Annotated in this window: 21 protein-coding genes and 2 pseudogenes; 11 read left to right on the top strand and 12 right to left on the bottom strand. The window is 38.9% G+C overall.

What is annotated here, in order from left to right; all coding sequences use genetic code 11:
- Positions 1-4 precede the first annotated feature (4 nt).
- The 7 genes from rpsC to EA365_11355 are packed head-to-tail and all read right to left on the bottom strand — an operon-like array spanning position 5 to position 3,879.
- Positions 5-748 carry a 30S ribosomal protein S3 gene (gene rpsC / locus EA365_11325; protein TVQ43923.1) on the bottom strand — a complete coding sequence of 248 codons (744 nt, stop codon included), beginning with the start codon at positions 746-748 and terminating at the stop codon, positions 5-7.
- A 25-nt stretch (positions 749-773) separates the two neighbouring features.
- Positions 774-1,139: a 50S ribosomal protein L22 gene (locus EA365_11330; protein TVQ43924.1), complete on the bottom strand. Its 366-nt coding sequence runs from the start codon at positions 1,137-1,139 to the stop codon at positions 774-776.
- Between the two features lie 7 nt (positions 1,140-1,146).
- Positions 1,147-1,428 carry a 30S ribosomal protein S19 gene (locus EA365_11335; GenBank protein TVQ43925.1) on the bottom strand — a complete coding sequence of 94 codons (282 nt, stop codon included), beginning with the start codon at positions 1,426-1,428 and terminating at the stop codon, positions 1,147-1,149.
- Between the two features lie 18 nt (positions 1,429-1,446).
- Positions 1,447-2,286: a 50S ribosomal protein L2 gene (rplB, locus tag EA365_11340; GenBank protein TVQ43926.1), complete on the bottom strand. Its 840-nt coding sequence runs from the start codon at positions 2,284-2,286 to the stop codon at positions 1,447-1,449.
- Between the two features lie 20 nt (positions 2,287-2,306).
- Positions 2,307-2,609 (bottom strand): 50S ribosomal protein L23, encoded by a 303-nt coding sequence (locus EA365_11345; protein ID TVQ43927.1) that lies wholly within the window; start codon positions 2,607-2,609, stop codon positions 2,307-2,309.
- Positions 2,606-3,235, bottom strand: a complete 630-nt coding sequence (locus EA365_11350) for a 50S ribosomal protein L4 (protein TVQ43928.1) — start codon at positions 3,233-3,235, stop codon at positions 2,606-2,608. Before EA365_11350 ends, EA365_11345 begins: the two co-directional genes overlap by 4 nt.
- 5 nt (positions 3,236-3,240) lie before the next feature.
- Positions 3,241-3,879: a 50S ribosomal protein L3 gene (locus EA365_11355; GenBank protein TVQ43929.1), complete on the bottom strand. Its 639-nt coding sequence runs from the start codon at positions 3,877-3,879 to the stop codon at positions 3,241-3,243.
- 514 nt (positions 3,880-4,393) lie between these two features.
- Here EA365_11355 and EA365_11360 point away from each other — a divergent pair.
- A pseudogene (locus EA365_11360) lies at positions 4,394-4,549 on the top strand (Uma2 family endonuclease).
- A 48-nt stretch (positions 4,550-4,597) separates the two neighbouring features.
- Positions 4,598-5,419 (top strand): Uma2 family endonuclease, encoded by an 822-nt coding sequence (locus EA365_11365; protein ID TVQ43930.1) that lies wholly within the window; start codon positions 4,598-4,600, stop codon positions 5,417-5,419.
- A 52-nt stretch (positions 5,420-5,471) separates the two neighbouring features.
- Here EA365_11365 and EA365_11370 read toward each other — a convergent pair whose 3' ends face one another.
- Complete coding sequence (locus tag EA365_11370; GenBank protein ID TVQ43931.1) at positions 5,472-6,527, bottom strand: RNA polymerase sigma factor, RpoD/SigA family; 1,056 nt, start codon at positions 6,525-6,527, stop codon at positions 5,472-5,474.
- Positions 6,528-6,651: 124 nt separating this feature from the next.
- Between EA365_11370 and priA the strand changes: the two genes are divergently transcribed.
- The 6 genes from priA (at position 6,652) to EA365_11400 (ending at position 16,331) form a co-directional block, all read left to right on the top strand.
- Positions 6,652-9,132: a primosomal protein N' gene (priA, locus tag EA365_11375; GenBank protein ID TVQ43950.1), complete on the top strand. Its 2,481-nt coding sequence runs from the start codon at positions 6,652-6,654 to the stop codon at positions 9,130-9,132.
- A gap of 10 nt (positions 9,133-9,142) precedes the next feature.
- Positions 9,143-10,678, top strand: a complete 1,536-nt coding sequence (locus EA365_11380; GenBank protein TVQ43932.1) for an adenylyl-sulfate kinase — start codon at positions 9,143-9,145, stop codon at positions 10,676-10,678.
- Between the two features lie 81 nt (positions 10,679-10,759).
- The gene (locus EA365_11385) at positions 10,760-12,607 is read left to right on the top strand and encodes an ATP-dependent metallopeptidase FtsH/Yme1/Tma family protein (GenBank protein ID TVQ43933.1); all 1,848 of its coding nucleotides are present in this window, start codon (positions 10,760-10,762) and stop codon (positions 12,605-12,607) included.
- A gap of 71 nt (positions 12,608-12,678) precedes the next feature.
- Positions 12,679-13,743 (top strand): methyltransferase domain-containing protein, encoded by a 1,065-nt coding sequence (locus EA365_11390; GenBank protein TVQ43934.1) that lies wholly within the window; start codon positions 12,679-12,681, stop codon positions 13,741-13,743.
- 12 nt (positions 13,744-13,755) lie between these two features.
- Positions 13,756-14,751 (top strand): radical SAM/Cys-rich domain protein, encoded by a 996-nt coding sequence (locus tag EA365_11395; GenBank protein TVQ43935.1) that lies wholly within the window; start codon positions 13,756-13,758, stop codon positions 14,749-14,751.
- Positions 14,748-16,331 carry an MFS transporter gene (locus EA365_11400; GenBank protein ID TVQ43936.1) on the top strand — a complete coding sequence of 528 codons (1,584 nt, stop codon included), beginning with the start codon at positions 14,748-14,750 and terminating at the stop codon, positions 16,329-16,331. The genes EA365_11395 and EA365_11400 overlap by 4 nt, the downstream gene beginning before the upstream one ends.
- On the opposite strand, the gene EA365_11405 is transcribed toward EA365_11400, so the two are convergent.
- Entirely contained in the window at positions 16,326-17,075 is a 750-nt protein-coding gene (locus tag EA365_11405; protein ID TVQ43937.1) for an MOSC domain-containing protein, read from the bottom strand. The two genes, EA365_11400 and EA365_11405, sit on opposite strands and share 6 nt — an antisense overlap.
- A 14-nt stretch (positions 17,076-17,089) precedes the next feature.
- Between EA365_11405 and EA365_11410 the strand changes: the two genes are divergently transcribed.
- Positions 17,090-17,797 (top strand): hypothetical protein, encoded by a 708-nt coding sequence (locus EA365_11410; GenBank protein ID TVQ43938.1) that lies wholly within the window; start codon positions 17,090-17,092, stop codon positions 17,795-17,797.
- A 230-nt stretch (positions 17,798-18,027) separates the two neighbouring features.
- Here the strand turns inward: EA365_11410 and EA365_11415 are convergent, their stop codons facing one another.
- The 3 genes from EA365_11415 to EA365_11425 are packed head-to-tail and all read right to left on the bottom strand — an operon-like array spanning position 18,028 to position 20,786.
- On the bottom strand, positions 18,028-19,128 hold the full coding sequence (locus EA365_11415) for an FAD-binding oxidoreductase (protein ID TVQ43939.1): 1,101 nt from the start codon (positions 19,126-19,128) through the stop codon (positions 18,028-18,030).
- Between the two features lie 2 nt (positions 19,129-19,130).
- Positions 19,131-19,589 carry a photosystem II protein PsbQ gene (gene psbQ, locus EA365_11420; protein TVQ43940.1) on the bottom strand — a complete coding sequence of 153 codons (459 nt, stop codon included), beginning with the start codon at positions 19,587-19,589 and terminating at the stop codon, positions 19,131-19,133.
- Positions 19,590-19,610: 21 nt separating this feature from the next.
- On the bottom strand, positions 19,611-20,786 hold the full coding sequence (locus EA365_11425; protein TVQ43941.1) for a DegT/DnrJ/EryC1/StrS family aminotransferase: 1,176 nt from the start codon (positions 20,784-20,786) through the stop codon (positions 19,611-19,613).
- Between the two features lie 70 nt (positions 20,787-20,856).
- Between EA365_11425 and EA365_11430 the strand changes: the two genes are divergently transcribed.
- Both EA365_11430 and EA365_11435 read left to right on the top strand, forming a co-directional pair.
- The gene (locus EA365_11430) at positions 20,857-21,423 is read left to right on the top strand and encodes a Uma2 family endonuclease (GenBank protein ID TVQ43942.1); all 567 of its coding nucleotides are present in this window, start codon (positions 20,857-20,859) and stop codon (positions 21,421-21,423) included.
- Between the two features lie 2 nt (positions 21,424-21,425).
- Positions 21,426-21,866 (top strand): annotated as a pseudogene (locus tag EA365_11435) (hypothetical protein).
- The last annotated feature ends 26 nt before the right edge of the window (positions 21,867-21,892 follow it).

Consider the following 21,892-nt stretch of genomic DNA (forward strand, 5'->3'; position numbering starts at 1 on the left):
ATAGTTATTCTTGATTGTCTTGAGAACGATCTTCAAACTGCTGACGGCGTTTTTTTCGTTTGGGTTGTGCGGTATTAATGGCGTTTAAAAACTCCTCTTGTCCTGGAATAATTTCTCCTTTGAAGATCCAGACTTTAATACCTAGGATGCCGTAGATGGTGGATGCGGTACGATAGGCGTAGTCGATATCAGCTCTAAGGGTATGAAGGGGCACTCTGCCTTCTCTAACCCATTCGGTACGGGCGATTTCTGCGCCATTGAGACGACCGCTGATGGAGACTTTGATGCCTTTGACTTCGGCTTTTTGGGCTCTTTGAATCGCTTGGCGTACCACTCTACGGAAGGAGACACGACGCTCTAGTTGTCTAGCGATTTCTTCGGCGATTAAAACGGCGTCTGCGTCAACTTTGGTGACTTCGATGACGTTAATGCGAATTTGGCGTTGATTACCTAATTTGGCTTGGAGGGAGGTTCTTAATTCTTCGATTCCTGAGCCTCCTTTACCTACAACTACACCTGGGCGAGCTGTATGTATTTCTAGGTCGATTTGATCGGCTTTGCGTTCGATCTTAATTAAAGAAATGCCGGGATAATTACCTGATTTTTTAAATTTTTGATAAATAAATTCCCTGATATCTCTATCTTCTTCTAGAAGTTCTGGATATTGTTTTGCATTGGCGTACCATCGGGATTGATGTTCCTTGGTATAGCCAAGACGAAAACCTATTGGATGTATTTTTTGTCCCACAAATATTTCCTCTGTCTAGAATAGGCTATGCTTCTGTTAGTACAGGAGCAACAGCGACGGTTATATGACAAGTTGGCTTACGAATTTGGTAGGCTCTTCCTTGGGCGCGAGGGCGGAAGCGTTTTAAGCTTGGTCCTCCGTCGGCGTATGCTTGGGATACGATTAGGGTTGATGGTTCTAAGCCGTTGTTATTTTCTGCGTTAGCAGCTGCTGAGCGCAGCACTTTACGAATTGGTTCGCAAGCTTTATAGGGCATGAATTCGAGGATAATTAGAGCTTCTGCGTAACTACGTCCTCGAATTTGGTCTAAGACTCGCCTTACTTTATGAGGTGACATTCTCACGAAGCGGGCGATCGCTTTGGTTTCTATTCCTAGTTGTGCTTTAGTCATGATTTATTTATCTTCGACCTGCTTTTTTATCGCTTTTGGCATGACTTCTGAAGCTACGTGTTGGGGCAAATTCTCCCAATTTATGTCCTACCATTTGTTCTGACACATATACGGGTACGTGTTTACGTCCATCGTGTACTGCAATAGTATGACCTATCATATCAGGGATGATTGTACAGGCTCTTGCCCAAGTTTTAATAACTTCTTTTTTGTTTTTTTCGTTGAGTTTTTCAACTTTGACCATTAACTTATGGTCGATGTAAGGACCTTTTTTGAGGGAACGACCCATATGTTTTTACTCCTTTAGTTAACCTTTACCTGGATTGCGACGACGCACGATCAGGGAGCTACTTGGTTTTTTCTTCTTACGAGTTTTCTTACCTAAAGCAGGTTTACCCCAAGGTGAAACAGGTCCACTTCTACCGATAGGTGCTTTACCTTCTCCACCACCATGAGGGTGATCTACTGGATTCATAGCGCTACCGCGTACATGAGGACGACGTCCTAGGTGTCTGGTTTTTCCTGCTTTACCTAGTTTGAGGTTTCTTACTTCAATGTTACCTACTCTACCAATGGTGGCGTAACATTCTTTTCTGACCATCCTTACTTCTTTAGATGGCAGTTTCAGGGTGACATAATCCCCTTCTTTGGCCACTAATTGAGCTGATGCTCCAGCTGCACGTACGATTTGTCCTCCACGCCCTGGGATTAGCTCGATATTGTGTATTTCTGTACCTAGGGGTATTTTCTCTAGGGGTAGAGCGTTACCAATCTCGAAGGGAACATCAGCACCTGAAATTACTTCTTGTCCTACGTTTAAGCCAAGAGGAGCGATGATATAACGTTTCTCGCCGTCTTTATAGAATAACAAAGCGATACGAGCGTTACGATTGGGGTCGTATTCTATGGCTGCTACTTTAGCGGGAATGTCTCTTTTATCACGACGAAAGTCAATAACACGATATAAACGTTTATGGCCTCCGCCACGATGACGAGATGTAATCACACCGCGATTATTACGCCCTTTTTTATTGTGTTTGTGCTTAGTAAGGGATTTTTCGGGTTTTGTTTTGGTAATTTCCGAGAAATCAGAGGAGATCGCCTGACGTCTTCCCGGAGTGTATGGTCTATAGGAACGAATACCCATGATTTATGTTTCTCTCAAGTTTAAACGTCTGGGAATAGAGGAATGGTATCCCCTTCTTTGAGTGTGACTATAGCTCGCTTGTAATGTGGTTTATATCCCATAAATCTACCAACGCGACGTTTTTTCCGCGGTGGACGATGGGTGTTAATTTTGGTTATTTCCACATCGAACAAAGCTTCTATAGCTGCTTTAATCTCAGGTTTAGTTGCTTTAATGACTACGTCAAAGACGTATTTATTTTGTTCTAGCAGTCGGATCGCTTTTTCCGTCACAATGGGTCTAACAATTAAATCGGGTAAATCCCGAACTTCACTTTTAATCATTGGTATAGCTCCTGAATGTGATTGAGAGCTTCTGGTGTAGCCACGATCTTATGTGCTGTTAACAAGTCTTGAATATTCAAGTTGCTGGTTTTGATGATTTTGAGGTAACTGATATTTCTACCTGAGAGAGCGACGTTATCGCTGATTTCTGGTAGGATCATCAGTACTTTCTTTTCTTGGTCAATACCCCAACGTTTTAAAGCGGCGACTAATTCTTTGGTTTTTGGTTGTGAGATTTGTTGGCTAAAATCTTCTACGAGAATGATGTCTTCGTTACGACTATCGAACGCTGTTCTCAGAGCGAGCCTACGTTCTTTGCGATTCATTTTCAGATCGTAATCTCTTGGTTTTGGTCCAAAGATTACACCACCTCCACGCCATAGGGGTGAGCGGATCGAACCGGCGCGAGCGCGTCCTGTTCCTTTTTGACGCCAAGGTTTACGTCCTCCACCTCTTACTTCTGATCTGGTTTTGGTGGATGCTGTTCCTTGACGGGCATGGGCAAGTTGTCTAACTAAAGCACGATGGACTACGTGAGAAGCGTTTTCGGCTTTAGCTACTTTTAACTCTAGGGTTTGTTCCCCTACGTTTTCTCCTTGCCAGTTTTTGACGACACAGTTAATCATGTTGACTATTTACCTACTTTTTTGGCAGGGGTGATACTGAGTAGATTTCCTGGTTTTCCTGGGATTGCTCCTTTGATAGCGAGAACGTTTTTCTCGGGATCAACAATCACTATCTCTAGTTTGCGGATGGTTACTTGTTTTCCTCCGTAGCGTCCTGCCATTCTTTTACCTGGATAAACCCTACCAGGGGTTGTACCTGCTCCGGTAGAACCGGGTAGGCGATGGTTTTTTGACCCGTGAGTCATTGAGCCACGTTTAAAGTTGTGACGTTTCTGATATCCCGCAAAACCTCTACCTATACTATTACCCGCTACGTCAACAATATCTCCTACTTGGAATATGTCAGCTTTTAGGGGTTGTCCGAGTTGGTAGTCTGAGGTATTGGACACTCTATATTCTTTCAGGTGTCTTAAGGGAACTGCTTCTGATTTAGCTAGGTGTCCTAACTCTGGTTTGGTTAGGGCTTTCTCTTTGACTTCTTTATAGCCAATTTGAATCGAATCGTAGCCATCGCTGGCTTTGGTTTTGATTTGGGTTACGGTGCATGGCCCGGCTTGAACAATCGTTACAGGAATAGCTATCCCTGTTTCTTGATCAAAGATTTGAGTCATGCCAAGCTTAGTGCCTAGGATGCCAATAGACACGAGTTTATCCTTCTATTTGCTACACAACGGTTTTGGTTACTATAAAGACAGGATGACAAAGTTTAGACAAACCTTGTTTGATCCAGGAGTCGTTTATTCCGCTAAGACTTAAAATAGATTTATTTCAGTATCTCTCGGAGACTCGCACCAAATTAATTGACCATTGAGGTTGTTAGCCAACTTTGGTCACAAATATCCATTATATATGCTTAAGGTTAAAAAATGCAAGCTTTAAAGAGAGAAATTTTTTAGGCTAACTAAATATTGAGATTTATCATTCTTTAGTGAGGGGATTTTCAAATAATTCTCAATTCTCCATTCTCTTTCGGGTGGGTTACAGCTAGCTTAACCCACCCTACTTTGAAAAGCTCCTTCCATAATCATCATATAGTATTTCTTTGCTTGATTATCCTTTCGATACTATAGCGTTTTAGCGTTTTCTAGTGGGATAAAGATCAAGGTTTTGAGATTTCCGCTCTAACCCCTCTGAAAAAAAATTTTCTAACCTTGACTTAAACAAGCTGAGTTAGCCAGTCAACAAGTCGAAGAAAGGATTAGAGAAGCGATACCACGTTTACAGGCTTTAGGTTTGAGTCTTGAACAAATAGCCAGTACATTAAACCTTACTCTAGGGGAAATCGAGTCTTTTTTAACTCCACCCCAAGAGTAAATAGTGATAGTTGTATAATGTAGCTAAGAATAAGAATAGGGTTTAATTATGTCTTCAACCCCTTTAAAAACAGCTATAGTTTACCCTGATAGTGATGGTGCACCCATGGCGGAAAGTGATAGCGCTAGAGATTATCTTACCTATAGTGTGGAGGCTTTACAGCTTTATTTTCAAGACAGAGAAAACGTTTATGTCTCAGGTAATCTGTTTATCTACTATCAACAGGGTACACCATCGGCGGTGATTGCACCAGATGTTTTTGTGATTTTCGGGGTGGAAAAAAAACTGAGAATGAGTTACAAAACCTGGGAAGAGAATAACCAAATACCCCAATTTATTCTGGAAATAACTTCTAAAACTACCCAAATTCAAGATGAAGAAGATAAACCCATCAAATACGCGCGTTTAGGAGTAAGGGAATATTTCCAGTATGACCCCACAGGAGACTATCTCAACCCTCAATTAAAAGGAGCTACTCTGAGTGAGGGAAAATATAAGAGCAAGATAGCCACTAAAATAGACGAGAGAGATTATAAAATAGTCTCAGAGGTATTGGGATTGGAATTACATTTAAGAAAGGGAAAACTGCGCTTTTTTGATTCAAGCACAGGAGAATATCTCAGGAGTTATCAAGAAATAGAGTTAGCTCGTCAACAAGCCGAGTTAGAATCCCAACAGGAGAGAATAGCTCGTCAACAAGCCGAATTAGAATCTCAACAGGAGAGAATAGCTCGTCAACAAGCCGAAGAAAGGATTAAAGAAGCGATACCACGTTTACAGGCTTTAGGTTTAAGTCTTGAACAAATAGCCAGTACATTAAACCTTAGCTTAGGGGAAATCGAGTCTTTTCTAACTCCACCCCAAGACTAAAGATTTAAAATATTTAAAACCTTACCTGATTAGGTAAGGTCCATATATAGTCTTAGTCTAACCAACCTTTGAGACGACGCGCTACTTGAGGACGTCGTAGTTTGCGCATGGCTTTAGTTTGGATTTGACGGACTCTCTCACGAGAGAGATTAAAGATTCCGCCAACTTCTTCCAAAGTATAGGCTTGATTAGTGGTAAGTCCATAGCGTAAATTAATTACGTCTCTTTCCCTTTCTGTCAAAACTTCTGTTAAGACTTCAGCGATTTCTTGACGTAACATATTCTCATTGATTTTTTCTTCGGGTAATTGTAAGTCTGTATCTTGGACTAAATCTACTAACTCGGTATCTTCAGCTTTACCGATACGATGATTAAGGGAGAGGGATTGACGCTTTAATTCTAATAAATAACGCAACTGATCAAGAGAAATACCCATTTCTGTGGCTACTTCTTGTTCAGTAGGGGTACGATGTAGTGTTTGTTTGAGAACGCGTTGCGCTTTTTTGAGTCTATTTAATTTTTCGACTACGTGAATAGGAAGACGAATCGTCCGCGCGTCATTGGCGATCGCCCTAGTAATCCCTTGACGTATCCACCAATAAGCGTAGGTAGAGAATTTATAACCTTTATTGGGGTCAAATTTTTCGGTAGCGCGATTTAACCCCATTGCACCTTCTTGAATCAAATCTAAAAAAGGTACACCACGATTAAGATAACGTTTAGCAATGGACACCACTAAGCGTAAATTAGAACGAATCATTTTACGTTTAGCGACGCGACCTTGATACATTAATTTATCTAATTGTGTGATACCATTTAATCCTAAAGCCGTCACTAATTCTGCTTTAGTTGGAGTGTGTTTTAGTTGTTTTTCTAATTCCCGACTCTTTTCTTCTACTTGTACTAAAAACTTAATTTGATGTGCTAGGATCAGTTCTTCATCACTCTTTAATAAAGGATAACGAGACATTTCCTGGAAAAAAGTACCGATAGTGTCGTCTAACTTAACCTTAGCAGAAGACTTGGTTTTTTCTGTTTCTATCTCGTTTTCTAATTGAGAGAAGGGAATTTCAACTAAAGATTCACTGTGCATATAATTTAAGATCATCTAAAATTCTTAAGGAAATTTTCATTTTTTCTGTTTAGGAAAAAAGGTTAAATTCAGAAAAAATGAGTTGGTTTTTGATCAGATTACCAGAAAAAAAAATATTATTTGTTTACCTAATCACAAAATGACTATTAATACAGTTGCTGAACCATCATCATCCTATGACATTACTTGTAATCCTACGGTTTGGTTAGAAGTATTAGTAGATTGTCCCGAGGTTGGGGGTTTATTTACTTATCGCGCACCAGAAAACCAAACAATTGAGTTAGGAGATGTAGTAACCATTCCTTTTGGAGCTAGATTAGTGGGAGGGATTGTGATTCGTTACCGAGAATCTCTTCCTGAAGGATTACATCCCCAACAGATTAAAGCAATAACCGCGGTCACCGCTAGAGGATTATTTCCTAGGGGTTATTGGCAATTAATGGAAAAAGTAGCGCAATATTATGGGGTAGAATTAGCCAAAGTGTTGCGTTTAGCCTTACCACCAGGATTATTGGAGCGATCGCAGCGTCGTGTACGTCTCAACGCTGAATTCATTCCTCCTGGGGCTGAGGCTTTTTGTAGTCCAGTGGCGATCGCTATTTTAAACCTCTTACAGCAACAAGAAGCAGGAGACTATAGCGTTAGATATCTACAACGTCAAATTAGGGGAGCAGAAAGAGGATTAAGGGAATTAAGCAAAAAAGGATGGATTAGTAGTTATCTTGAGCCTCCTAAACCCATCACCCCGAAATGGCAAAAAGCAGTCACTAAGGTAGTAGATACTCCTCCTAGTGATTTAACCGAAAGACAGAAAGAAGTCTTAGAAGTACTAAATCTCAAGGGGGGTGAATTATGGCTCAATGAATTGGTACAAATAGCCCAAACCACTACTGCAACGATTGAAAGGTTAGCCGAAAAAGGCTGTGTTGTGATCGAAAAAAGAGAGACTTTGCGTTTATTAGTAGAGGGTAAAATCACTGCAGATAGGGTAAAACAACTCAATCAAGCTCAACAACAAGCTTTAGCAGTAATTAATAACCTAGAGGGATACGCAGAGGTATTATTACATGGAGTCACAGGATCTGGTAAAACAGAAGTCTATCTACAGGCGATCGCCCCTCTTTTAGAGCAGGGAAAATCAGCCTTAGTCTTAGTTCCCGAAATTGGTTTAACTCCCCAACTAACCGATCGCTTTCGGGCGCGTTTTGGGGATAAAGTCTATGTATATCATAGTGCTTTAGCTGATGGAGAGCGTTACGACACCTGGAGACAACTACTCAGAGGAGAACCCCAAGTAATCATTGGTACTCGTTCAGCGGTATTTTTACCTTTAGTCAATTTAGGGTTGCTCGTTTTAGATGAAGAACACGATTCTAGCTTTAAAGAGAGTCAGCGATCGCCTACTTATCACGCACGTTTAGTCGCCCAATGGCGCGCACAATTAGCCCAATGTCCTCTCATTTTAGGCTCTGCGACTCCTGCTAGTGAGACTTGGTATTTATTTAAACAACAGCCTTTAAACCCCAATTATCGTTATCTAGAGTTACCTGAGAGAATCAGGGATAGTCAGTTACCTTCGGTGGCAATAGTCGATATGCGACAAGAACTACAAAGGGGTAATCGTTCCATCTTCAGTACTGCTTTAACTAACGCTTTAGCAGAATTGCGAGCAAAACAACAACAAGCCATTCTGTTTATTCCCCGTCGTGGTCATAGTACATTTGTATCTTGTCGTTCTTGTGGTTATGTGATTGAATGTCCCCATTGTGACGTTTCTCTCTCTTATCACTATACCCAAGAGGGAGGTACTCAATTATTGCGTTGTCACTATTGCAACCATACCAGTTTACACCCCTCTAATTGTCCTGAATGTGGTTCACCCTATCTCAAATTCTTTGGCAGTGGAACACAAAAAGTCTATTTAGAATTAAACCGTCTCTTACCTGATTTAAGACTAATTCGCTTTGATAGTGATACCACTCGTACTAAAGGTGCACACCGTGAATTACTCGAACGTTTCGCCCAAGGAGAAGCGGATGTTTTAATAGGTACTCAAATGTTAACCAAGGGCATAGATATCGCCCAAGTAACCCTAGTAGGAGTAGTAGCAGCCGATGGTTTATTACACCGTTCTAATTATCGTACTGCAGAACAAGCTTTTCAAATCTTAACTCAAGTAGCAGGACGCGCGGGACGTGGTACAGAACCAGGAAAGGTGATTATACAAACCTATTCCCCAGAACATCCCGTTTTAACCGCGGTAGAAACTCATAACTATGGTGAATTTATCGAGACAGAATTACAACAGCGCGCCCAATTATTATACCCTCCTTATGGTAGTTTAATCTTGTTGCGTTTGACAGGAATCAATCAAATAGAAGTCCAACAAACAGCACAATTAATGAGTGATACTTGTCGAGAAATTTTACCCCCAGAAGTAGAGATTCTCGGACCTGCACCAGCTAATATTATGCGGGTAGCGCGTAATTATCGTTGGCAAATTTTACTAAAGTTTCCTAATCCACAACGAGAACAATTGATTGATTTTGCCCAGTTAAAACAAATTTGTCCTACTTCGGTTAATCTCTCTATTAGTATTGATCCTTTAGATATAGATTAGTAAAAACAATATGAATTCTACCAATTTTTCTTTACTAGTTCAGAATATGTTACGGGATGATTTTTATCCACATCCTGTTCAATCTCCCATAGAATTAATTCAAACTCATATTTCTTACATTTTCCTAACTGGTGATTATGTGTATAAACTGAAAAAACCTGTTGATTTTGGTTTTCTGGACTTTTCTACTCCTGCTAAACGTCATCATTTTACTCAAGAAGAATTAAGATTAAATCAACCCCTAGCACCCGATATTTATCTAGAGGTTTTACCTATTAATTATCAATCCATCTTAACTGGAGTAGGAGAAGTTCAAGAATACGTCTTAAAAATGAGACAATTTCCTCAAGAAAACTTGTTAATTAACTTAGTTAAAAATCAAACTTTATTACCCAAACATTGTCAAGAATTAGGAGAAGTCTTAGCAACATTCCATCAAAATACTCCAACTAATGAATATATAACTAGTTTTGGTACTCCCGAAAATATCGCTAAAGCAATTTTGGAAAATTATCAGCATACAGCTAAATATGTAGGTTCAATTCAAACTGAACAACAATACTTAGAAACTCAAGCATTTACTGATAACTTTATTAAGACCAATACAGACTTATTGTTAAGAAGACAAACACAAGGAAAAATCAGAGAATGTCATGGAGATTTACACTTAAAAAATATTTGTTTATATCAAGATAAAATCCAACTATTCGATCGCATTGAATTTAACGAAGAATTCCGTTATGTAGATGTTATCTATGACGTTGCTTTTACGATGATGGATTTAGACTTTAATCAAGCGTCTGATTTAGGGAATATCTTTTTAAATACTTATCTAGAAAAAACAGGAGATTGGGAAGGAGTAGCAATCTTACCACTGTATCTGAGTCGTCAAGCTTATGTCAGAGCTAAAGTAAACTCTCTAACTCAAGACAATCCACAACTAGATTCAACCGAAAGAGACAGTCTGAGACTAGAAGCAGAAAGATATTATCAACTAGCGTGGCAATATAGTCAACCCCAACCAGGTAAAATCATACTCATGTCAGGATTATCGGGATCAGGAAAAACTACCGTAGCCCAAAAAATAGCACCTTTGATTAAAGCCATTTTAATTCGTTCCGATGCGGTACGTAAACACTTAGCGGGTATATCTTTAGACAGTAGAGGTGGAGAGGAGATATACACCGCCGAGATGAGTAACAAAACTTATCAAAGGTTGTTAGAATTAGGGATAAAACTAGCCAAACAGGGATTTACGGTGATTCTTGACGCTAAATACGATCGCTTGTACAGAAGATTAACCGCAGCGGATGCAGCCAAGACAGAGAATATACCCTTAGAGATTTATTACTGTACAGCACCACTGGAAGTTTTGAGAGAGAGAATCGAGCAACGTCAAGGAGATATTTCCGACGCTACCTCAGAACTTCTCACTCAACAACTAGCCAGTCAAGAAGAATTCACAGAAAGGGAGAAACACTACCTAACCGTCATCGATACTAACCAAAATAATTGGGGGGTGTCAATATTTCCTGAGAAAGGTTAACATAAGTTAATAATAGTAAAATAACAATTAGCATCCAGTTGTTAAAACTAGCTAAACAACATCTCACTAGGAGAGTACAGAGTGAACAAAAATAATAAAAGATGGCGCAATGCGGGATTATACGCACTATTAGCGCTAGTAGTAGTAGCCCTAGGGACAATCTTTGTGGATCAACAACCACCAGCTCTAGAGACCTGGAAGTATAGTCAATTTATTGAAGAGGTACAAGCTAATCGCGTTGAAAAAGTTCAACTAACACCAGATCGGTCTCAAGCCAGAGTAACAGAACAAGATGGCTCTCAAGTAGTAGTTAATCTACCCAACGATCCTGGGTTACTAGAACTGTTAATCAACAACAACGTAGATATCTCAGTAGATACCCAAAGAGATGACAGTTTTGTTTTAAGAGCATTAAGCAGCCTATTTTTACCATTTTTGTTACTAGTAGGTCTATTTTTCCTCTTACGTCGAGCCCAAAATGGACCAGGATCACAAGCGATGAACTTTGGTAAATCCAAAGCCAGAGTGCAAATGGAACCTCAAACACAGGTAACCTTTGGAGACGTAGCGGGAATCGAACAAGCCAAATTAGAACTAAACGAAGTAGTAGATTTCCTCAAAAACGCCGATCGCTTTACCGCTATAGGTGCAAAAATTCCCAAAGGAGTACTCTTAGTAGGACCTCCAGGAACAGGTAAAACCCTCTTAGCGCGAGCAGTAGCAGGAGAAGCTGGAGTACCCTTTTTCTCTATCTCAGGTTCAGAATTCGTAGAGATGTTCGTAGGTGTAGGTGCATCCCGAGTCAGAGACTTATTTGAACAAGCTAAAGCCAACGCACCCTGTATTGTTTTTATTGATGAAATTGACGCGGTAGGTCGTCAACGTGGAGCAGGATTAGGGGGAGGTAACGACGAAAGAGAACAAACCCTCAACCAGTTACTCACAGAGATGGATGGTTTTGAAGGTAACACAGGAATCATCGTCATCGCAGCTACCAACCGTCCTGATGTACTAGATGCAGCTTTACTCAGACCCGGTCGTTTTGACCGTCAAGTGGTAGTAGATCGCCCCGACTACGCAGGTCGTCAAGAAATTCTCCGTGTTCACGCTCGCGGTAAAACCCTAGGTAAAGACGTAGATTTAGATAAAATCGCTCGTCGTACCCCTGGATTTACAGGAGCTGATCTCTCTAACCTGCTCAACGAAGCAGCTATACTAGCAGCCCGTCGTAACTTAACCGAAATTTCTATGGACGAAGTCAACGACGCCATCGATCGCGTTTTAGCAGGTCCTGAGAAAAAAGAACGGATTATGAGCGAAAAACGTAAAGCAGTAGTAGCTTATCACGAAGCAGGTCACGCTTTAGTAGGTGCTTTAATGCCCGATTACGATCCCGTACAGAAAATCAGCATTATTCCCCGTGGACGCGCAGGAGGATTAACCTGGTTCACTCCTAGTGAGGATCGCGTCGAATCTGGGCTATTTTCTCGCTCCTACCTACAGAATATGATGGCGGTAGCTTTAGGTGGTCGTATCGCTGAAGAGATTATTTTCGGTGAAGATGAAGTCACCACTGGGGCATCTAATGACCTACAACAAGTAGCTAGCCGTGCTCGTCAAATGGTTACTCGTTTTGGTATGAGTGAACGTCTTGGACCTGTTGCTTTAGGTCGTCAAAATGGTAATATATTCTTAGGGCGGGAAATAGCCTCAGACCGTGACTTCTCTGATGAAACTGCAGCAGCGATTGATGAAGAAGTACGTAATCTCGTTGAACAAGCCTATCGTCGCGCTAAAGAGGTTCTGGTTAACAACCGTCACATTCTCGATCGCTTAGCTGAAATGCTGATCGAAAAAGAAACCGTTGACGCTGATGAGTTACAGGATTTACTCGCTAATAGTGACGTGAAAATGGCTACTATTTCCTAACTTTCTTATCTAAGTATTTGTTTTTAGCCCACCTAATCTAGGTAGGGCTTATTTTTTGGCAAACTATAACCATGGAATCAATTAACTCAATAACTAACTACGACGTAGAACAAGAAGTTCTCACTAGATATCAACAAGGAGCACAAGAAAGACAACCATCTCTATGTTGTCCTACAGAGTATCAACAGGATTATCTTAACATTATTCCCGAAGAGATTATCGCTAAAGACTATGGTTGTGGTGATCCGACTCGTTACGTTAACACGGGTGAAACAGTAGTTGATCTAGGATCTGGTGCGGGTAAAAACTGTTATATCATAGCTCAAAAAGTGGGAGCTACTGGTAAAGTTATTGGGGTGGATTTTAACGAGGATATGTTATCTCTAGCCAGAAAGTACCAAGCTGAGATTAGTAATAAGCTAGGATATGCTAATACCGAGTTTGTCAAAGGTAAAATCCAGGATTTGAGTTTAGATTTAAACGCGGTAGCTAATTGGTTAAATGATCACCCTGTTGACTCTCTAGATAAGTTAGCCCAATTGGAGAGTATTTGCGATCGCTTACGTCAAGAAAACCCACTGATTGCTACAGCTAGCGTTAATGTGGTTGTCTCTAATTGTGTCCTAAATTTGGTACGTCCTCAAGATAAACAGCAGTTATTTGCTGAAATTTTTCGTATTCTCAAACCTGGTGGACGTGCGGTTATTGCTGATATAGTCTGCGATCGCGATCCTACGGCAACTATTCTCAATGATCCTGAACTGTGGAGTGGTTGTATTGCAGGTGCGTTTCGTGAAGATATTTTTTTAGAAATGTTTCAAGCAGCGGGATTTGTGGGTCTAGAAATTTTACAACGTCAAAGCGAACCCTGGCAAGTTATCGAAGGTATCGAATTTAGATCCCTGACAATTCGTGCTTTTAAAGCAATTACAGCAACTAACTCCAGTAAAGAACATACTATTATCTATTCTGGACCGTGGCAACAGGTACAAGATGATCAAGGTAACATTTTACCACGAGGACAACGTATCACTGTTTCTGATGCAACCTATCAAACCTTAACTCATTCCGATAGTCCCTATCATCAAAATATCATCAAGGTATCTGATGTTCAATCGTCTCAATGTTGTGGTTAAATAAATTTAATGATGGTTAATTTTTCAACAGATATTACTCCTTTTGTTCAAAAAATAGGTCAACCTTTAACTAAGAAGAAAATAACTACTTTACAAATCAATTTAGGAAAAAAATGTAACCTTGCTTGTAATCATTGTCATGTAGAATCTAGTCCTTTGAGAACAGAAGAATTATCACCAGAAATATGTCAAGAATTACAGCAATTAATTACTAGATTTCCTCAGATTAAAACTGTCGATTTAACGGGAGGAGCACCAGAAATCAACTATGGGTTTCATGACTTAGTAGAAAGCGCTGTTCAAGCTAACAAAGAAGTAATAGTAAGGTCTAATTTAACTATTTTCTTTGAGTCGGGATGGGAATATTTACCTAATTATTTCGCTGCAAATAAACTAAGAGTAATTGCTTCTCTACCCTGTTATTTAGAAGATAATGTAGATAAACAAAGGGGTAAAGGTGTCTATCAACAATCAATTCAAGCTATAACTATTTTAAATGAGTTAGGTTATGGAATCAAACCAGATTTAATCTTGGATTTAGTCTATAATCCCCCAATTCCTAGAGATAATAATTTTAGTTTGACTCCTAATCAATTAAAGTTGCAAGAAGATTATCAAAACTATCTAAAACAAGAGTATAATCTGAGCTTTAATAACTTATTTACCATAACTAATTTACCAATAGGAAGAGTTAAAATACAACTAGAAAAACAAGAAATTTATCAAGAATATCTCCAGTTTTTAGAAACCCACCATAACCAGGATACAGTTGGTAATCTTATGTGTCGTAATCAGTTGTCAGTAGATTACTTGGGCAATATTTATGACTGTGATTTTAATCAAATGGAAAATATCCCAGCTGTGAGTAAAAATGGTCAAAAATTAACAGTAAAAGATTTGCTAACCGCGGGAAACTTAGATATAATTGACGAAATCAAAACCGCTAAATACTGTTATGGTTGTACAGCAGGAAGTGGATCTAGTTGTGGTGGTGCTTTAATTGCATGAATGACTCTAAAGAAAGGCTATATTTTACCACAAAATTAGCCTTTGGTGCTGGTGATTTTGGTCCAGCTATTGCAGCTAATTTATTAATATTTTTTCTGTTATTCTTTTTTACTAATGTAGCAGGAATACCCGCGGGATTAGCGGGGATGATTTTAGCAATTGGGAAAATCTATGATGCTATTAATGATCCTGTAATTGGTATCTTAAGCGATCGCACTACCTCAAGATGGGGACGTCGTTTACCCTGGATATTAGGGGGTGCGATTCCTTTTGGGGTAATGTTTTTTTTCCATTGGATAGTACCTGATTTTGACAAGATTATGCAGTTATTTTGGTACTATGTGGTTATTGCTTTATTATTTAATACCTTCTATACTGTAGTTAATCTCCCCTATGGCGCATTAACTCCTGATCTAACTAGAGATTATAACGAACGTACCAGTCTTAATAGTTTTCGGATGAGTTTTTCTCTTGGTGGGGGGATATTCTCTCTGATTCTAGCAGGGTTAATCTTTCAACAATACCCTGATGATCCTCAACAACAATATTCAGCCTTGGGCTTAATCTGTGGCATAATCTCGATTATAGCTATATTGTGGTGTGGTTTAAGAGTACCCGAAAGAGCAAAAAGACCTATTTTAAACCAACAACAAAAAAAGATAGTGGGGATAGGTGTAATTATACTGGGAATAGGGGCGATCGCCGTTGGTTTAATTACTCAACAACCTAGATTAATTATGCTTATCATTGGGATTGTTACCTTAGAATTAACCCTGTTTGGGGTAACGATGATTTTTGCACCTTTAGAGTCTCATTTACGTCTAGAAAATAACCCTTTACATACAACTGAAGCGAGTTTAAGTTTTGCTCAACAAGTTAAAACAGTTTTAGAAAATCGACCTTTTTTATACGTGATCGGAATATATCTTTTTTCTTGGTTAAGTGTACAGTTAACTGGTTCGATTTTGATTTATTTTGTGGTTAGTTGGATGGGGTTACCTTCTGCGGATTTTCCTAGAGTTGCACTAGAAGTACAGGGTACAGCGTTATTAATGCTGTTTGTCTGGAAACAAGTAAGCGATCGCTATGGTAAAAAAATGGTTTATTATCTAGGAGTTAGTATCTGGATTATCGCCCAATCGGGGTTATGGTTAATTCAACCTGAACAATATAACCTACTCTATATCTTAGCTATTCTCGCTGGTTGCGGTGTATCTGTAGCTTCTTTAGTACCTTGGTCAATGTTACCAGACGTGATTGAGTTAGACGAATTAAGAACAGGAAAAAGACGAGAAGGGATTTATTATAGTTTTATGGTGCTTACGCAAAAAGTCTGTTTAGCTTTAGCCTTATTTTTAGTAGGAGTAATGTTAGAATTAGCGGGATTTATCGAACAAACACCAGGAGGAGATATACCAATACAACCTCCTAGCGCGTTATTAGCGATTAGAATAGTTGTTTCTATTTTACCTGCAATATTTTTAGTTTGCGGTTTAATTTTAGCGCGCTTTTACCCTATTACTCGAGATTTCCATAATCAAATCCGTTTACAGTTACAGGAAAAAAATAGGATATTATAATTTAACTAAATCACCTAAAGCAATGGTTTTATTTACTTGATTCTCTGCTATACGGGTATTGATTGCTAGTCGGAAAAAGTGGTTAAAGTGTGTTGTATCTACGTATGCTGGTAAATTATTTTTTCTGTTGGTTGTAAAAATCTTCTGAAAATTACTGTAAACTTCTCCTGTCTGTGAATCCCTAGTAACCACAACACAACGTTGACAGGGATTGATTCCACTTACTTCTACCAATCCAATCAGAAATGATTTTCCAATCAGGGTATCTTCCCAAAAAGGAGGAACTCCAGTAATTTCAATATTAGCGCGAAATCTAGCGCGGACTTCTTCTACAGAAAGATTTTCATACCATGAAGCTATTGTTTCTAAAGTAGCCTTACTGATAATCGTTGGTCCTGGTGAGATGGTATCATCGGGGAAACCTGTATCTGGATTTTCTCTTATTTGTACAGTAAACCCAAAGTATTCACTTAAACAAGATTCTAGTTTATCTCTGTCTCTATCTAGGTGAAAAGATTGTTCTTCTCCTAAATAGATAGTTTGATTATTGAGAGTAAATCTGGTACGTAATTGATGAATCTTTGGTTGACGTTTCCCATTGACAAAGTTACCCTCTTGGTCAAAAATAGCTAATTGGCGATCGCCTGCTAATGCTCCACTAGATAAAACCTTAACTTTATCAACCTTAACGCTATCTAAGGATTTAATGGGATATATTAATAATCGATCAACTGACGCAATCATTGACAATTTTACTAATGAATAATTTTCAGCAACTATGCTTACTAGCTTTTAGCTTAATTCCTATTACTATACCAGTTTTAGCTCAAAACACTCAAGATCAGGTAGCACCTTTAGACCCTTTTGTACTCACAGAGATTAGAGATGCTCCTTTTAGTGAGATTTTTACTATAGAAGATATTAATGGCGATAGGGCTTATCTTATCAAAGATAGAGATTTTCTCCCTAGTAATAATAACTTTAGCGTGATTACCCTTTGGGGTGATATTCCTGAGCAAAATATCTTACAGGTGATTGTACGTTATTGTTTACCTAATCTGACTTTAGGTACTGAGGAAGCTTATTTAAGTGAGTTAATTATACTTGATGGTGATGAGGTTTTATTGACTTTAAACCACGAAATTGCGAGAACATTGGCTAATCCCCGCAGAATTAGTCCATCCCAACGTATCCCAACTTTTCTCAATAATCCTTTTGATGATCCTTTTTTTAATCCTTTTTATCTTGAACAATCTTCTACTCCCGCTACTATTCCATCACCTGTTGAGTGTAGCTTTGGTGGTAATCGCTTTGATTTAACTGAATTTAAAGATGTAATTGCACAACTTCCCGAACAAACTCTGACTCTGCGTTTAGTTTTTAGTAATGGTGTTGTGGAAAATTGGCGCTTGGGTAGAAAAACTGTACAACAACTTCCAAAACTTCCCTCAATTTCAGGTCATTGACAATAAAAATGAGATAAGGTAAGAGGAAGCCAATATTTATACTACTTAAGTAAGTAAAAGACATAAATAAACTTTTTTGGCATAATACATTAGAAAATCTTTCACTTTTTTGAACAGAAAACTACTTTAAACCCATAGCAAATCAAAGTTTGAGATTTATTCAGCAAGCCCTATATAGGGAAGAGGGAAAGAAATGTAGCATGATAACTCTAAACTCCGAACACCGAACTCTACTTTTCAAATTGAGGAGGGATATTTTTGTTCTCTAAACTCTCTAAAACCGCTTTAGCTGTAGCCGGTGCTAACATAACTCCATTACGATAATGTCCTGTGGCTAATAAGACATTATTATAACCCGTAAGGTTTTCAATCACAGGAGCAGGTTGATTTTCAGGACGAGGACGTAATCCATACCAAATATTTTGTATTTCTCCTGGGGCTAAATTAGGACAAAAGGCGATCGCCTTATTTTTAACCATCTCTAAGAGACTAGAATCAGGGATAATTTCTTGATTTTCTCCTAAGCTAAATTCTACCGTAGCCCCTAACCAATATTCACCATTTCCTAGGGGAACGATATGAACATCATCTCCTGTTATAATCGGTTCAAAGTCTCCTAGACTGTGGGGTAACTTGAGTTGTATTGCTTGTCCTAACACTGGACGAATAGTCAGAGATTTAACCAAAGGTGTTGAACCAATTCCCGCAGCCACAATCACCCAATCTACATCTAAAATACCTCTAGAGGTGCGAATCTGTCCACAGTGAGAAGGACTAGTAGTGATTAACTCATCTACTTTAACCTCAAATAGACAATGAACACCACGAGAGATTGCAGCGTTAACTAAAGCTTGGGTAAGGATAGAGGGGTTAACCTGTCGATCGTCGGGAGAATAAAGAGACGCGAGTATCTCATTTCTGTTTATATCTATTTGAGGACAACGTCGCTTAATTTGGTCTAAATCCCAGATTTCCAGATTTAAACCCTGTTCTTGTCTAATTTTGACTAATTGTTGCCATTTAGCTAACTCTGACTCATTACTAGTTAGTTTAAGAATACCTTGACGATGATAGGGAATCTTTAAACCAGTAAGAGACTCTAATTCTGGTATCCAAGTATCATAGAGTTGCAGACTGGAGTAACGTAATTGCCAAGCTCTACCCTTGAACTTATGACTAATTATCCCCATCATTATACCCAAAGCGGCACCAGTTGCACCAGCGCCAGGTTGTTTTTGGTCAATGAGAGTAACTTGATAATCATGTTTACTCAATTCGTAGGCGATCGCCGCGCCAATTACTCCACATCCAATTACTGCAACACTACTCATGATTAACTAATTGGTTCAGATTTAGGTATTAAGCGCAAGAAAGCGTCAAAATGACCTACTGCATCATTATACCTCTGTAAAGCGAGACTAGGATTTTTGGCTTTTGCTTCTGCGTCTAATTCTTCAAAATCACTAAACAAGTCTTTAATTAACTGAGTAGCTTGTTTTTGATCTTGGGGGAGTAATTCCCGACTTAAATAACTCAGATCACGACGCAATTGACCTAAAGGTCCATGAATAAAGCTTCTGGTGTCTATCCAGTCTTGTTCATCGATGAGTCGTTTTAATTTACTCAAATCTTGACGCGCTGATTCAATCGGTGTAACAAATTTTTGGATACTTTCTATTTTCTCTAGGGTATAGGTAGGTGGTGGGGTATTGACTTGACCACTACTGCAACTCACTAACAGAGTTGTGACTACCACTAAGATTAAAGCTAATACAGAACGTTTATTGAACATTTTTCTTTTATTGTTTAACCGTCAGTTGAGTTTTTCTGACAAGATTATCTCACATAACGCTTTAACGATAGTCTCGATCTTTTCTGTGCTAATTTCGGGCCAAATTGGTAAACTGAGAACTTGACTAGCTGATAAATCACTCACAGAATAGTCAGGGTATTGTCCGGCGTAAACTGGTAACCTATTTTGGGGGATGGGATAATAAACTACTGAACTAATCCCTTTCGCTGCTAATTCTGCTTGTACTTGGTCTCTTTTTCCGTTGGTAATGCGAATTGTATATTGATGGAAAACGTGACCATCGATTAATTGAGGAGTGATAATCTCTGGTATCTCTTGTAATAAATTATTATAGGTTTGCGCGACTTGATATCTTTGTTGATTCCAGGTTTGGACGTGGGGTAATTTGACTCTGAGAATAGTTGCTTGTAAACTATCTAGTCGAGAGTTATAACCCAAGAGTTCGTTATGATATCTATGTTTGCTACCATGGGTGCGTAACATTGAGGCTAATTCTGCCACCTCAGGATCATTAGTAACGATTAACCCTCCATCTCCATAAGCGCCCAGATTTTTAGTTGGGAAAAAAGAAAACGCCCCTACATCTCCTATTGTACCTACATACTGACCAGCGAGCGGCTCTCTAGTTGTTGTTGTACATTGTTGTTGACATTCTAAACATTTACCCTGATATCTAGCGCCAAAAGCTTGTGCACAATCTTCGATTATTTTTAAATTATATTCTTTAGCTAAGTCCACAATCTCAGCCATAGCAACAGGACGACCGTACAAATGTACGGGCATAATTGCTTTAGTTTTTGGGGTAATTTGCTCTTTAATGGCTTGAGGATTGATGTTAAATGTCTCTGGGTTAATATCTACAAAAACAGGTTTAGCCCCAATGTTACTGATTGATTCTGCAGTAGCTACAAAAGAAAAAGGAGTAGTAATTACTTCATCTCCTGGACCTATTCCTAGGGATCGCATCCCAATCATTAAAGCATCCGTTCCCGAATTTACCCCAATGGCGTATTTTACTCCGAGATATTGGGCGATTTCGGTTTCAAACTCCTTAACTTCAGGACCGAGAATAAATTGTCCCGAAGCTAAGACCTTGGCGATCGCTGTATCTATTTCTGACTGCAATTGCTGATACTGTTGGGTGAGGTCTAATATAGGAATACGATCTTGACTCATTATCTAGCTATAGTTTTAGTTAATTTAGTCAATCATCCCATAAATTGTTCTAGTCATTATATCTCTAAGTATGGTTACTCTTAATCTAGGACCTATTAAATTAAATACAGAAGATTTTCAGCAATTATGTTACAATAACCCTAGTTTGAAATTAGAACTTACTGCTACAGGAAACTTGGTTGTAATGACACCGACAGGTGGAGAAAGTGGTATCAGAAATAGTTGGCTGACCACTCAATTAACCCTTTGGGCTAGACAAAATGGTACAGGTGTGGTTTTTTATTCTTCGACAATGTTTCAGCTTCCTGGTGGTTCTTTTCGTTCACCTGATGCAGCTTGGATTAGTTTAACCCGTTGGAATTTATTATCAGAAGCACAAAAACGAACTTTTCCCCCGATTTGTCCTGATTTGGTGATAGAGTTACGTTCTCCTTCTGATAGTCTTAAAGAATTACGGGATAAAATGAAAGAATCTCAAGATAATGGAGCAGTTTTAGGTTGGTTAATTGATCCTACTAGTAAAACAGTAGAAATTTACCGTCAAGGTGAGTCTCCTGAACTTTTAAATTATCCTAGTCAGCTATCTGGTGAAAACTTATTAATTGATTTTGTCCTAGATTTAGAAGGAATACTCTGACAATGTCTAAATATGAAATTATAGCTTCCGAACCCCATATAGTTATACCTGATGATTATTTTCATTTTGCTATCACCACTGTTAAACGTAAACGCATAGGAGAAATACTCCTAGAAGCTGATTTAGTCTCATCTGCTCAAATAGAAATAGCTTTACAAGACCAACAAGAATATAATCTACATTTAGGAGAAATTTTAGCTCTACGAGGTTGGATTAAACAAGAAACAGCCGATTTCTTCGCCCAAACTTGGTGTGAACAAATGAGCGAATCTCAAAAGCTGCCTATAGGATATTATTTAAAAGAAGCTAGATTGTTAACTGAAGAACAAATCGCCATAATTCTACAAGAACAAAAGATTCATTGGTTAAAATTTGGCGCGATCGCTGTTTTAAAAGGTTGGCTCAAACAAACTACCGTTGACTTCTTCATTGAGCATCTTTTTCCTGACAAGAAAGCAGAATCTATCTA

It is taken from the genome of Gloeocapsa sp. DLM2.Bin57, from assembly GCA_007693955.1.
In the GTDB taxonomy this organism is placed as follows: domain Bacteria; phylum Cyanobacteriota; class Cyanobacteriia; order Cyanobacteriales; family Gloeocapsaceae; genus Gloeocapsa.